Genomic DNA, 12,241 nt, shown 5'->3' with positions numbered 1-12,241 from the left:
CGTCCGATGTAACGCCAGCACGATGACCGTCGCAACCGATTTGGCGAAACCTCTCCCGGACGCATGATGGAGGGGTGGACGAGCAGACATCGAACCAGCACGAGCCGTGGGCGACGGTCGGTCTCATGGCCGACCCCGGAGTGCCCCGCCGGGTCGCGGAGGCGATCGCGGACGACCTCGCCGACGACCTGACGCGCGAGCTCGGGGGTCGGTGGCGGGTGGAGGTCGACCAGGAGACCCTCCCGCTCGGACCGGACGGCGAGATCCGGCTCACCGAGCACGCCCCCCGGCTGCTGCAGGAACACGACTGGGACTTCGTGCTCTATCTGACGGACCTCGCCACCCGTTCCGACGGGGACCCGCTGCTCTACGACGTGAGCGGCTCGACCACCGCGGCGCTGGTGTGTATCCCGGTGTTCGGCGTCGTCAGAGTGCGTTCGAAGGTCCGCAAGCTCGCCCTCAAGCTGGTGCGTGCGGGCACCCACCAGAGTGGGCTGGGCGCACCCGCGACGGACGACCTGCCCCCCGGGCGCTGCCGAGGCTTCCTCAACAAGGCCCGGTTGCTGACGGGGATGGTGCGCAACAACCGGCCGACCCGGATGATGACGGCGCTGACCGGTGTCGTGGCCGCCGGAGCGGGGACCGGCGCCTTCGGCATCTTCTACGGGAGTATCGCCTCGCTCGCGGTGGCGTTGCATCCGCTCCGGCTGCTGCTGATCAGCGTGATGGGCGTGCTCACCCTGGTGGTGTGGCTCATCCTCCGCAACGGCCTGTGGACCCGCCCGGATGACGGGCTCACGGCGAGCAACCGGCGGATGGACAACGCGGCCACCGTCCTGACGGTCGGTACCGGCGTCGGCATCATGTACCTCGGCCTGCTGGCCGCCATGTTCGTGCTGGCGATCGCCGTGATGGACGCCGGATACCTCGAGACGCAGCTCGAGCGGCCCGTCTCAATCTGGGACTACGTCCACCTGGCCTGGCTGTCCAGTTGTCTCGGCGCCTTCGCCGGGGCGCTCGGGTCGAACTTCGACGACGAGGACGCCGTCCGCGAAGCCACCTACAGCCTGCGTTGGCACGAACGCCGCAAGATGTTCGACAGCTACGAGAGCGGGGATGCCGACAGCGACGAGCAGGAGGAACAGGAGCGGATCGAGCGCGAGTACGACGACGACGACGAGAACGAGGGCGGGGACGAGAACGACGACAACGACGACGACGACGGCGGCGAGAGCGGGGACGAGGGCGACGACAACGACGACGACGACGGCGGCGAGAGCGGGAACGGGAACCAGAGCTCCCGCAACGGGGGGCCGCGCGAGGTGGAGGACGACCGGCCGAGGGGGTAGACAAGGGATATGACAGCTGCACCGATCGACGCCGCCCCCGCGCAGGGCTCCGCCACGACCGCGCAGGACTCGGCCACGACCGCGCCGTCGCTTCCCGTCGCCTGTGGTCCACTGTCCGAGGCGGTCGTCGCGGCGTTGTCGTCTGGCGCCGTGCAGGATCTGCCGCCGGTACCGGCGGACACCGATCCGCTGGGCCGGGACCTGCAGCTCGCCCTGTACACGCTGTACGAACTGCACTACCGGGGTTTCGACGGGGTCGACGCGGAGCTGGAGTGGGAGCCGGACGTGCTGCGGCTGCGGCGGGACCTCGAGCGGGTCTTTCTCGGGCACCTGCGGTCGGCCGTCGAGCCGGGCGACGACCCCGTGGCAGAGATGGACGCACTGTCGGTCGAGGCGACCTCCGGCACCGGCCCGTCCTGGTACTTCAAGGACGAGGGGTCGTGGGACCAGTTGCGCGAGTACTTCGCCCACCGGTCCCTGTACCACCTCAAGGAGGGCGACCCGCACGCGTTCACCATCCCGCGTCTGCAGGGTCAGGCCAAGGCCTCGTTCGTCGCGGTGGAGTTCGACGAGTTCGGCGGCGGGCGGGGTGAGCGCGTGCACCAGCAGTTGTGGGCCGACCTCATGAGCGCCGCCGAGCTGGACCCGACCTACCTCGGTTACCTCGACCGGGTGTCGGCCGAGACGCTGGCGACGGTCAACCTCATGTCGATGTTCGGCCTGCACCGGTCACTGCGGGGCGCGGCGATCGGCCACTTCGCGGCCATCGAGATCACCTCGTCGCCGGGATCGGCCCGACTGGTGGCCGGACTGCGTCGGCTGGGCGCTCCCGAGGAGTGCGTCCACTTCTACGCCGAGCACGTGGAGGCCGATGCGGTCCACGAGCAGGTCATGCGCCACGACGTCGTGGGCGATCTGGTGCGCCGCGAGCCGGAACTGGCCGCCGACGTGGTGTTCGGTATGCGCGCGCTGGACTATCTCGACGACCTGGCCGCGGAGAAGATGCTCGCCGCGTGGAAGCGCGGCGAGTCCTCGCTCCTGTCCTGACACTCTCCCGGCCACTCTCCCGGCGAGCCGCCCGCCCCACCGCCCCGGAAAATCGGCTACTCCGAATCGGGATCCGCTATGCGCATCGGGGTAGCACCCTGTGGCTCAGGCTGGTTGTGAGTCGGCGATGGGCGCTGGCGGGAGGGTGTCGAGATGACGGTGGTTGTTCCATCACGCGAGCGCAGCGTTGAGGAGAGGCGGCGGTTGGCGCTTGAGTACGTCGAGTGCCGGTATGGCACCAAGGCCGCGTTCCTGCAGGAGCACCGGATCGCTGAGTGGCAGATGCGGCGGTGGGTGGCCGCGTTGGCTGACGGTGACCTCGACGGGAACGTCATCCCGCGTCAGACTGGGGAGATGACCAGGGAAGATGCAGCTGAGGTTAGGCGTCTGAACGCCAGAATCGCCAAGCTGGAAACGGAATTGGATTCCGAGCGCAAGGTCGTTGATGCGCTGGGAAAAGCTATATCGGTCATGCACTCACTTGGCGTGGCCGACGACGGGGAGGACCCGACTGGACCGAGCAGCAGCGGCGAGAGCACGAGGAGCTGATCGCGGCCGAGAACGCCCTACTGGAGGAACTCAAGGCGGCAGGCCGAAGTCAGCGATCGGCGCTGGCAATGATCGGCCTGTCCCGGGGCTCGTTTCATGTTCGGCGCAAGCCCCGAGCCCGGGTGGCGGAGCCGATCGCCCACGCCGATCGCAAGCAGCCCCATGCGTTGACTGAGGCAGAGTCAGCGCAGGTCGCCGATACGGTCAACGCCTCGCTGGCGAAGGGGCGTAGTGTGCGGCAGGCCTGGTACGAGCACATCGATACCGGACCGGTGCTGGCCAGTCAGGCGACCTTTCAGCGGGTGGCCGCCAAGGTGCGCACCACCCCTGTCCGTCGACGACGACGCCCCAACGTGCCCCGGGATAGCCCCACACTGCAGGCCCGCCGGCCCGATCAGGTGTTGTGTTGGGACATCTCGTTCCTGCCCGGACGCACAACCAGACAGAGCTTTGCGCTGTACTCGGTAATCGACCTGTACTCCCGCAAGATCGTCGGATGGACGATCCAGACCCGCGAAGACCGCTACGTCGCCGCTGAACTTCTGACCACCATCGTCGATGCCTCAGGCGGCAGGGTCGAAATCGTTCACTCCGACAACGGCTCGGCCATGACCTCCAAGCACGTACGCGGCGAACTCGAGAACAGAAGCGTGACCTGCTCGTACATCCGGCCCGGGGTCAGTAACGACAACGCCTACATCGAATCGTGGTTCGCCACGGTCAAGAGCGCGCACGCCTACCCGCGGGCCTTCCGTGACCTCGATCATGCCACCGAGTGGATCGCCGAATGGGTTGAGTACTACAACCATCGACACCATCACGGCGGACTGGCCGGCTACACCCCGGCGTCCGTTCACGACGGCACCTGGGTCGACGTGGCCCGCGCCCGGCAGACCAGGCTCGATGAGCACTACCGCCAGCACGCGGGCCGCTACCGCAAACGACCCCACATCCCCACCCCGAACACCACCGTCACGATCAACCTGGCAAACGATGGCTCACGACTGACGATCCCACCAATCGCCGCAACCCTCATCGCCGCCTGAATGACTCACAACAGGTTGACAATCACCGCAGATCCCGATTCCGGGTAGCGGATTCGCGGCGAGCGGCGGGGGACGAGCGGCGAGCGGCGGGCGGTCAGGGGCGGGGCCGCGCTCAGTCGTCGTCGCGGGCCGGGTCGGTTGCCCGGACCTTGCGGCGGTGGCTCGTGTCGCACAACGGGTAGGTCTTGCTACGCCGACACGTGCACACGGCCACCATGAAGCGGTCCGAGCACACGCGCTCGCCGTCGGGCGTCGTCATGTCGACCGGGCCCTCGATGAGCATCGGTCCCCCGGGCACGATCCGCACCCGCCGGGCGTCAGACGCGGTCAACGCGGATCACCACCAGCTCCTCCTCGCGGCGACCGGGCTCGAGCAGGCCGGCGGCCTCGAGTCGCTCGGCGTACGAGGTCATGACGGGACCGAAGTCCACGACGCGGGTGGCGACGGTCCGCGCGGTGAATCCCGACTGCTCGAGCTTGCGGATGGTCTGCGGGGGGTCCGAGAACTCCGAGTGCACGATCATCATGCTCCCGCCGGGCGAGACCAGGTCCGGGGCGAGGTCGCACAGCTGGTCCAGCACCACGCGGCCGTTGGCGCCGGCGTCCCACGCCCGGTTGGGTCCGGTGCCCTCGAGCGGGGCGTCGGACGGGACGTACGGTGGGTTGGAGACCACCACGTCGTAGGGGCCGGCCCGGCGGGCGTCGTCGAGGGTGCCGAGCCGGACGTCCACCTGCACTCCGGCCCGGTCGGCGTTGCGGGACGCGCACGCGACGGCGGCGGGGGAGATGTCGTAGGCGAGTACTTCCCGTGCGCCCTTGAGCGCGGTCTCGATGGCGAGGATGCCGCTGCCTGTACAGATGTCGAGGACACGCCGCCCGGCGACCAGATCGCACTGGTCGAGCGCCTCACAGACGAGCCAGGAGTCGTCCTGGGGCGCGTAGACACCGTCGTCGACCTCGATATGGGTGAACCGGGTCTGGGTCATCGGGGCCTCCGGTTGATCTTCGGGACAGATGTTGTCCAGTCAATCGGCGAAGCGCCCCACCTGCAACCGGATGCGGTCCCATCGGGCCCGGCCGGCGCCCCGGGGGGCCTACTGCCAGTAGAGGCCGCCGGGGACGTCGCCGCCGCCGGTGAGACGGCAGGTGAGCACGTCGCCGTCGGCGGAGGTGACCGCGAGGCCCTCCTGGGCGCACGGTCCGCCGGGTCGCGCCTGTCCGGTGGCGTCCGCGACCGCGGCCCCGCCGGTCCCACCCGTGCCGCCCTGCGGCAGCCACAGGGGGCCGGCGCCCCCGGGGTCCTCGGTGCAGAACAGGGCGGAACCGTCCTCGGCCTGGGCGACCTCGCCGAGCATCTGGCAGGGCCCACCGGTGCCGACGACGTTGGCGGGCAGTCGGGGCGCGGGGGCGGGGGAGACCGGCGGTGCCGGCGCGGGGGGCACGGAGACGGGCTGCGCGGTGTCGGGGGCCGTGGTGGTGGGGGCGGGAGTCGAGGATGACGACGACGACGAGGTGTCGGGCCGCGTCGTCGGCGAGGTGGCGGAGTCGTCCGCGGTGTCGGCGGAACAGGCCGAGAGTGCGACACCGGCCGCCATCGCGAGTGCGATGACGGCCGGGACACGACGACGCCCCGGGGTGGTGTGCGGGTGGTTCGTCGCTGTGTTCATACGATCCTTCTGCTGCGCTGGTCAGGCCCCGATGATGAAGGCCTCGAGCTCGGCGCGGGCCTTGTCGTCCGCCATCTGCTCCGGCGGCGACTTCATCAGGTACGCCGAGGCGGGCAGGATCGGTCCCCCGATGCCGCGGTCCTTGGCGATCTTGGCCGCGCGGACGGCGTCGATGATGATGCCCGCCGAGTTGGGGGAGTCCCACACCTCGAGCTTGTACTCGAGGTTGATCGGGGCGTCACCGAACGCGCGTCCCTCGAGACGAACGTACGCCCACTTGCGGTCGTCGAGCCACTCCACGTAGTCGGAGGGGCCGATGTGGACGTTGCGGTCGTGGATCTTGTCCTTGAGCGACCCCTCCAGGTTGGAGGTCACGGCCTGGGTCTTGGAGACCTTCTTGGACTCCAGGCGGTCACGCTCGAGCATGTTCTTGAAGTCCATGTTGCCGCCGACGTTGAGCTGGTACGTGCGGTCCAGCGCGACGCCGCGGTCCTCGAAGAGCTTGGCCATGACGCGGTGGGTGATGGTGGCACCGACCTGGCTCTTGATGTCATCGCCGACGATCGGGACGCCGGCGCTGCGGAACTTCTCGGCCCACTCCGGGTCGGAGGCGATGAACACGGGCAGGGCGTTGACGAACGCGACGCCCGCGTCGATGCAGCACTGCGCGTAGAACTTGTCGGCCTCTTCCGAACCGACGGGCAGGTAGCTGACCACGACGTCGACCTCGGCGTCACGCAGGGCCTGCACGATGTCGACGGGCTCGGCGGCGGACTCCTCGATGGTCTCGCGGTAGTACTTGCCCAGGCCGTCGAGGGTGGGTCCGCGCTGCACGGTGACGCCGGTCGGCGGCACGTCGCAGAGCTTCAGGGTGTTGTTCTCGGAGGCGTTGATCGCCTCGGCGAGGTCCATGCCGACCTTCTTGCCGTCCACGTCGAACGCGGCGACGAACTCGACGTCGCCCACGTGGTAGTCGCCGAACTTGACGTGCATGAGTCCGGGAACGGTCTGGTCGATCGCGGCGCCGGCGTAGAACTCGACGCCCTGCACGAGCGAGGACGCGCAGTTGCCGACGCCGACGATCGCGACGCGCACCTTCTTGTCGGTCATTGGGGATCTCCTTGTGATGGGTTCTCTGTCCGGATGAGTTCATTGATCCAGCGCAGCTCGCGCTCGCTGGTCTCCAGCCCGAGCAACGTGAGTTGCCGGGCGTAGCGCAGTTCGGTGGGTCCGGCGCGGGTGGCGGCGTCGCGTTGGCTCTCGCGACGCTCCTCCAGCACCCGACGCCGGCCCTCGAGAAGGCGCACCCGGGCGGGCCCGGGAGTGCGGTCGAAGAACGCGAGGTGGACGCCGAAACCGTCGTCGGCGAACGACGCCGTCACCGGCTCGTCGAGCAGGGCCGCCAACGTCCCCTTGCCGCGGGTGGTGATGCGGTAGGTCTTGCGCCCGCGCCGCGTGGTGGCGGGCGGCCTGGTGGCGGTGGCGGCCGAGGAGTCCTCGACGATGTCGCCCTGCTGCTGGAGGCGGCGCAGAGTGGGGTAGAGGGAGCCGAAGGACACGGTCCGGACCGTCCCGAGCATCTCGGAGAGTCGCTTGCGCAGCTCGTAGCCGTGCATCGGCCGCTCGTCGAGCAGACCCAGGATTGCCAGTTCGAGCACTCCACCTCCCCCTTCCCGCGAATCGTGCCTGTGCGCGTCGCGCGCCGTGCGTCATGCGACGGATTCACACTGTACACCTGCTGATGTATCGAGCCGATATACCGAGCGGTGGCATCGGCCCGACGTGTCGGCGCGCTCTGCGGCTCGCTCGGGCTCGGGCCCGCGGCGGGGGCCGTAGGCTGGAGGACGTGGACCAGGCCGACTCCCGCTCCCCGCGACCCGGCCCCGCGCCGGGGCCCGAGGACCCCACCGGCCGTGCGGCGCTCCAGCGTCGACGGGTGGTGGACTTCGCCCTGCGCCGCCGCGGTGTCCTGGGGGGCCTGCGCGAGGGCGCGCTCTCGCTGCGCGAGGTGTGCGACGCGGACGTCTACCTCCTGCGGGCCGCCGGTTTCCACGGCGTGGAGACGGAGACGGTCTGCCCGGTGTGCCGCAAGGAGAACCTCACGGAGGTCTCCTGGGTGTTCGGTGACGACCTGGGGCCGGCGTCCGGGTCGGCCCGCGGTCAGGACGAGATAGACCACCTCGCGTTGACCCACGACGGGTTCACCGTCCACGTGGTGGAGGTGTGCCGCAGCTGCTCCTGGAACCACCTCATCCTCTCCTACGAGGTGGGGCTCACCCCGGGTGCCGGAAAGCGCGTGCGACGAGCGGCGCGAGAGCTCCGCCGACACAGCTGACGCCCGCCCGGAGTGCCCGACGCGGGTTCCGGAGTACAGAATCGGTCGCGATTTCGTACACAATGGTCGCCAGAGCACCGCAACCGGGGGACTCCCGGGCCAGACGGGTCGGCTCGCAGGAGGGTAGAACATGTCGCAGAATGGCAGGACGAACCGGTCCGCCGACGAGGGCCGGAGCACCAGCTCGGACCGGCGCGGCTGGGCCCGTCGCCATCCGATCTGGACGACGGTGATCCTCCTCGCCGTCGTCGTCCTCGTGATCCCCCTGGCCATCGCGGGGGTGATGTACAACCGCACCGAGATCCCCAGCCCCGGCAGCGTCCGCACCGAACAGATCTCCGAGATCTACTCCAGCGACGGCACCACGATGATCGGTCGTATCGTGCCCCCGGAGGGCAACCGCACGCTCATCGAGCTCGACGCGATCCCCGTGCACGTGCGCAACGCGGTGATCGCCGCCGAGGACCGCAGTTTCTACACCAACGAGGGGTACGACCCCACCGGCATCGGTCGCGCGGTGATCGGGCAGATCACCGGCGAGGCCGGTGCGGGCGGTGGCTCGACCATCACCCAGCAGTACGTCAAGAACACGATGGTCGGCGACGCCCCCACGTACCAACGCAAGGCCAAGGAGATCGTCATCGCGGCCAAGATGACGAACGAGTGGTCCAAGGACCAGATCCTCGAGGCGTACCTCAACACCATCTACTTCGGCCGCGGCGCCTACGGCATCGCCGCCGCGTCCACCGCCTACTTCAACAAGCCGGTCGAGGCGCTCACGATCGAGGAGGGCGCGCTGCTCGCCGGCGTCATCCAGTCCCCGTCGGCCCTCGACCCGCTCAACAACCGGGCCGCGGCCGAGGGCCGCTGGAACTACGTCATGGACGGGATGCGGGAGATGGGCGCGATCGACGCCCAGCAGCGCGGCAACGCGGCGTTCCCTCAGGTCGTCGAAGACCCGCAGGCGATCGAGCAGAACGTCGGCGACCCGAGCAACGGACCCATCCGCCGTCAGGTGCTGGGCGAGCTCGCGGCCGCCGGGATCGACGAGCAGATGCTCAACACGCGGGGCCTGAAGATCACCACGACGATCGACCCCCAGACCCAGTCGGCGGTCGTCGACGCCGCCCGGTCGAACATGCAGGGCGAGAGGCCGGAGAACCGGACCGCCATCGTCTCGATCAATCCCAAGACGGGCGGCGTGATCGGGTACTACGGCGGCGAGGAGGCCGAGGGCTGGGACTACGCCAACGCCCCCCTGCAGACCGGTTCGACGTTCAAGATCTTCGGCGTCGCCGCCGCTCTCGACCAGGGCATCGGCCTGGGGACCCAGATCTCGTCCGCACCGGTGACCACCGGCAACGTCACGGTCACCAACGTCGACGGCCGGTCCTGTGGCTCGTGCTCCATCTCCCAGGCGTTGCTGCTGTCGCTCAACACCTCGTTCATCCGGCTCCAGCGCATGCTGGACAACGGGGCCAACGACGTCCGCGACATGGCCCACCGCACCGGCATCCCCAAGCAGATCCCGGGTCTACCGTGGGAGACGCTGAGCGAGCAGGGCGAGGATCCCTACGACGGCCTCATCCTGGGCCAGTACCCGATCCGCGTGCGGGACATGGCGACCGGCCTGGCGACCTTCGCCGCAGAGGGCGTCCACCGGCCGACCCACTTCATCGAGCGGGTCGAGACCGCCGACGGCGAGGTGCTGCTGGACAACTCCTCGATCGAGGGCGAGGAGGTGGTCGACCCCGACGTCGCCAACAACCTCACCTCCGCGATGCAGCCCATCGCCGCCTATTCGAACGGTCACTCGCTGGCCGGCGGGCGGCCCTCGGCCTCGAAATCGGGCACCACCCAGCTCGGCGAGACCGGGTACAACAAGGACGCCTGGTTCGTCGGCTACACCCCGTCGATCGCGACGGCCGTCTGGGTGGGGACCGACGACAACCAGCCGCTGCTCAACGCCTGGGGCGGCACCATGTACGGCGCGTCGCTGCCCGCCGACATCTGGAAGTCCGCGATGGACGGCGCCCTGTCCGGCACGGAATGGGAGAGCTTCCCCGAGCCCGGGTACATCGGCGGCCAGGCCGGCGCGTCCCAGGGGCAGTCCTACGGGAGCGGTTCGGGCACCACGGGCGGGACCGGTACCGGTGCCGGCACCGATGACTACGTCCCCCAGGCCAGTCAGGCCCCGGCCCCGGTCCAGCCCGCGCCGGCGCCGCAGGCTCCCGGCCCGCTCACGCTCCAGGTCCCCGGACTGCCGGAGATCGTCATCCCGGGCGCCGGTGCGCCGGCACCCGCACCCGCCCCGGCGCCCGCGCCCGAGCCCGCCCCGGTCCCCGGCGGCGGTGGTGGCGGTGCCGGTGGTGGTACCGGAGGCGGCACCGGCGGAGACGGAGGCACCGGTGGCGCAGGCGGCGGGGACGACGGGGCCTGATCCCGGGCGACCGGCCCCCGCCCCCGCCGCTAGGGTGTGACCGTGCAGAGCAACGGCCGTATCTCCCCGCTGCCGCTCGACGACGACCTCCGCTCCCTGGAGCCGCACGAGCGGGTCCGCCCCGGTGACGGGGTCGGCGCGGAGGCCATCGCGGCGTGGGGTGGGCCGGTCGGTCGTCACGCGGTGGTCGGCCGTCAACGGTTCTGGACGCCGCTGCGCGTGATCATGCTGTTCGCCGTGATCTTCCTGGCGTTCGGGTTCTTCTCCAAGTCCGCCTGCCTGGAGACCACCCACCCCACCGACGGTTCGCAGCCGGGCCTCAACTGGGACGGCCGCCAGTACTACAAGGCGTGTTACGCGGACCCGCTGCCGCTGTACTCGGCCGAGGGGTTGGACACCGGCGCCTTCCCGTACAAGTACATGTGGATCGCCGACAACGGCGAGGTCCGCTACATGGAGTACCCGGTGTTGTCCGGGATGTTCCAGTACGTCACGGCCCAGGCGGCCCAGGCCTGGCACGCGGTCTTCCCCGGCGGGCTCATCGAGGTGGCCAAGTACTTCGTCCTGGGCAGCGTCCTGCTCGCGATGGCGTGGATGATCGCCGTATGGGCCACCTACCAGTCCGCGGGGCGCAGGCCCTGGGACACGCTGCTCATGGCGGCCAGCCCGCTCATCATCTTCCAGGCCTTCACCAACTACGACCTGATGGCGATCGCGTTCGCCTCCGTCGCGCTGTTGCTGTGGGCCCGTTCGCGCCCGGTCTGGGCCGGGGTCGTGCTGGGCCTGGGCGTGGCGGCGAAGCTGTACCCGCTGTTCCTGTTCGGCGCACTTCTGGTGGTGGCCCTGCGCCGTCGGCGCTCCGCCGAGCTGGGTAAGGCGGCCGCGGCGGCGGTGGTGGCCTGGCTGGCCGTGAACCTGCCGATCATGATCCCGTTCCCCGAGGGCTGGCGGGAGTTCTACCGACTCAACTCGGACAGGCCCGCCAATCCCGAGAGCATCTACGCGGTCATCCAGACCCTCACCGGGTGGCAGGGCTTCGACGCGGCCCGCGCGGCGGGGGAGGCCCCCGCGACCCTCAACCTGGTGTCGTTGGTGTTGTTCGCGCTCGGCTGCATCGCGGTGCTCGTCATCGGACTCACTGCGCCCGTCACCCCCCGGGTCGCGCAGTTGGCGTTCCTCATCGTGGCGTTCTTCCTGCTCACGAACAAGGTGTGGAGTCCGCAGTACTCGCTCTGGCTGGTGCCCCTCGCGGTGCTCGCCGTCCCCCGCGTGCGGCTCCTGCTGCCGTGGATGGCGTTCGACGCCCTGCTCTGGGTGGCGCACATGTCGTACTTCCACGGCGTGGACAACAAGGGGATCGGCGCGGACGTGTTCCACCCACTCGTCCTGGTCCGCGACCTGCTGGTCGTGGCGATCTGCGCCGTGGTCATCCTCGAGATCTACCGCCCCCACCTGGACCGCGTCCGCATGACGCACCAGGGCACGCCCGAGGGCCCGGACCCGCTGGCCGGGGTGCTCGCAGACCCGGACGAACCCCTCGTCGTCGCCCCGCCCGCGAGGCGCGACCCCGTCGACGCCCCCCGGAAAGAGGACGCCGCCCCATGAGCACCAACTCCATGATCTGGATGTTCGTCTGCATCCTGATCGGCTTCATCTGCATGGTCACCGCTGCCGGCGGCTACCGGGCCGGGTGGCGCCAACCCGTGTGGATCGGCTGGACGGTGGCGGCCTTCCTGTTCCTCACCGTCATCCCGGTCACGCAGGCGTTGACGATCGGCCTCCAACACGGCTGACCGCCCCCGCCCCCG

Annotated in this window: 13 protein-coding genes; 8 read left to right on the top strand and 5 right to left on the bottom strand. The window is 69.8% G+C overall.

Translation table 11 applies throughout. From position 1 onward, the window contains the following. Positions 1–74 precede the first annotated feature (74 nt). From G6R20_RS15980 to G6R20_RS15965, 4 genes are all read left to right on the top strand, one after another. Positions 75–1,349, top strand: a complete 1,275-nt coding sequence (locus tag G6R20_RS15980) for a hypothetical protein (protein WP_240341514.1) — start codon at positions 75–77, stop codon at positions 1,347–1,349. A 9-nt stretch (positions 1,350–1,358) separates the two neighbouring features. After that, complete coding sequence (locus G6R20_RS15975) at positions 1,359–2,396, top strand: iron-containing redox enzyme family protein (RefSeq protein WP_163376969.1); 1,038 nt, start codon at positions 1,359–1,361, stop codon at positions 2,394–2,396. 153 nt (positions 2,397–2,549) lie between these two features. Then, positions 2,550–2,945: a hypothetical protein gene (locus tag G6R20_RS15970; RefSeq protein WP_061917909.1), complete on the top strand. Its 396-nt coding sequence runs from the start codon at positions 2,550–2,552 to the stop codon at positions 2,943–2,945. Next, positions 2,861–3,991 (top strand): IS3 family transposase, encoded by a 1,131-nt coding sequence (locus G6R20_RS15965; RefSeq protein WP_163377000.1) that lies wholly within the window; start codon positions 2,861–2,863, stop codon positions 3,989–3,991. Before G6R20_RS15970 ends, G6R20_RS15965 begins: the two co-directional genes overlap by 85 nt. 112 nt (positions 3,992–4,103) lie before the next feature. Here the strand turns inward: G6R20_RS15965 and G6R20_RS15960 are convergent, their stop codons facing one another. The 5 genes from G6R20_RS15960 to G6R20_RS15940 all read right to left on the bottom strand — a co-directional run bounded on the left by G6R20_RS15960 (position 4,104) and on the right by G6R20_RS15940 (position 7,316). After that, positions 4,104–4,274: a CDGSH iron-sulfur domain-containing protein gene (locus tag G6R20_RS15960; protein WP_067720218.1), complete on the bottom strand. Its 171-nt coding sequence runs from the start codon at positions 4,272–4,274 to the stop codon at positions 4,104–4,106. 34 nt (positions 4,275–4,308) lie between these two features. After that, positions 4,309–4,977 carry a HemK2/MTQ2 family protein methyltransferase gene (locus tag G6R20_RS15955; RefSeq protein WP_163376968.1) on the bottom strand — a complete coding sequence of 223 codons (669 nt, stop codon included), beginning with the start codon at positions 4,975–4,977 and terminating at the stop codon, positions 4,309–4,311. Between the two features lie 108 nt (positions 4,978–5,085). Then, positions 5,086–5,658, bottom strand: a complete 573-nt coding sequence (locus G6R20_RS15950) for a hypothetical protein (RefSeq protein WP_132063498.1) — start codon at positions 5,656–5,658, stop codon at positions 5,086–5,088. Positions 5,659–5,679: 21 nt separating this feature from the next. After that, a complete protein-coding gene (locus G6R20_RS15945; protein WP_067720034.1) occupies positions 5,680–6,768 on the bottom strand; it encodes an inositol-3-phosphate synthase in 1,089 nt (362 codons plus the stop codon). Next, a complete protein-coding gene (locus tag G6R20_RS15940; protein ID WP_096906350.1) occupies positions 6,765–7,316 on the bottom strand; it encodes a PadR family transcriptional regulator in 552 nt (183 codons plus the stop codon). The genes G6R20_RS15945 and G6R20_RS15940 overlap by 4 nt, the downstream gene beginning before the upstream one ends. A 188-nt stretch (positions 7,317–7,504) precedes the next feature. On the opposite strand from G6R20_RS15940, the gene G6R20_RS15935 reads away from it, so the two are divergent. The 4 genes from G6R20_RS15935 to G6R20_RS15920 all read left to right on the top strand — a co-directional run bounded on the left by G6R20_RS15935 (position 7,505) and on the right by G6R20_RS15920 (position 12,226). Continuing rightward, positions 7,505–7,993, top strand: coding sequence for a DUF5318 family protein (locus G6R20_RS15935; RefSeq protein ID WP_227022312.1), 489 nt, complete (start codon positions 7,505–7,507; stop codon positions 7,991–7,993). A 130-nt stretch (positions 7,994–8,123) separates the two neighbouring features. After that, entirely contained in the window at positions 8,124–10,433 is a 2,310-nt protein-coding gene (locus G6R20_RS15930) for a transglycosylase domain-containing protein (protein ID WP_163376967.1), read from the top strand. Positions 10,434–10,475: 42 nt separating this feature from the next. Then, complete coding sequence (locus tag G6R20_RS19050; RefSeq protein WP_275898265.1) at positions 10,476–12,038, top strand: glycosyltransferase 87 family protein; 1,563 nt, start codon at positions 10,476–10,478, stop codon at positions 12,036–12,038. After that, on the top strand, positions 12,035–12,226 hold the full coding sequence (locus G6R20_RS15920; protein ID WP_119192320.1) for a hypothetical protein: 192 nt from the start codon (positions 12,035–12,037) through the stop codon (positions 12,224–12,226). The genes G6R20_RS19050 and G6R20_RS15920 overlap by 4 nt, the downstream gene beginning before the upstream one ends. Positions 12,227–12,241 lie beyond the last annotated feature (15 nt).

This window comes from Dietzia sp. Alg238-R159 (assembly GCF_900537145.1).
GTDB lineage: Bacteria > Actinomycetota > Actinomycetes > Mycobacteriales > Mycobacteriaceae > Dietzia > Dietzia kunjamensis.
Note: the sequence above shows the minus strand (reverse complement) of the source record. Positions and strands in the feature narration are given on the sequence as shown.

Excerpts from the sequence above, each read along its gene's own strand:
- G6R20_RS15975 (WP_163376969.1), top strand. The coding sequence starts at position 1,359 with ATGACAGCTGCACCGATCGACGCCGCCCCCGCGCAGGGCTCCGCCACG.
- G6R20_RS15970 (WP_061917909.1), top strand. The coding sequence starts at position 2,550 with ATGACGGTGGTTGTTCCATCACGCGAGCGCAGCGTTGAGGAGAGGCGG.
- G6R20_RS15960 (WP_067720218.1), bottom strand. The coding sequence starts at position 4,274 with ATGCTCATCGAGGGCCCGGTCGACATGACGACGCCCGACGGCGAGCGC.
- G6R20_RS15955 (WP_163376968.1), bottom strand. The coding sequence starts at position 4,977 with ATGACCCAGACCCGGTTCACCCATATCGAGGTCGACGACGGTGTCTAC.
- G6R20_RS15950 (WP_132063498.1), bottom strand. The coding sequence starts at position 5,658 with ATGAACACAGCGACGAACCACCCGCACACCACCCCGGGGCGTCGTCGT.
- G6R20_RS15945 (WP_067720034.1), bottom strand. The coding sequence starts at position 6,768 with ATGACCGACAAGAAGGTGCGCGTCGCGATCGTCGGCGTCGGCAACTGC.
- G6R20_RS15930 (WP_163376967.1), top strand. The coding sequence starts at position 8,124 with ATGTCGCAGAATGGCAGGACGAACCGGTCCGCCGACGAGGGCCGGAGC.
- G6R20_RS15920 (WP_119192320.1), top strand. The coding sequence starts at position 12,035 with ATGAGCACCAACTCCATGATCTGGATGTTCGTCTGCATCCTGATCGGC.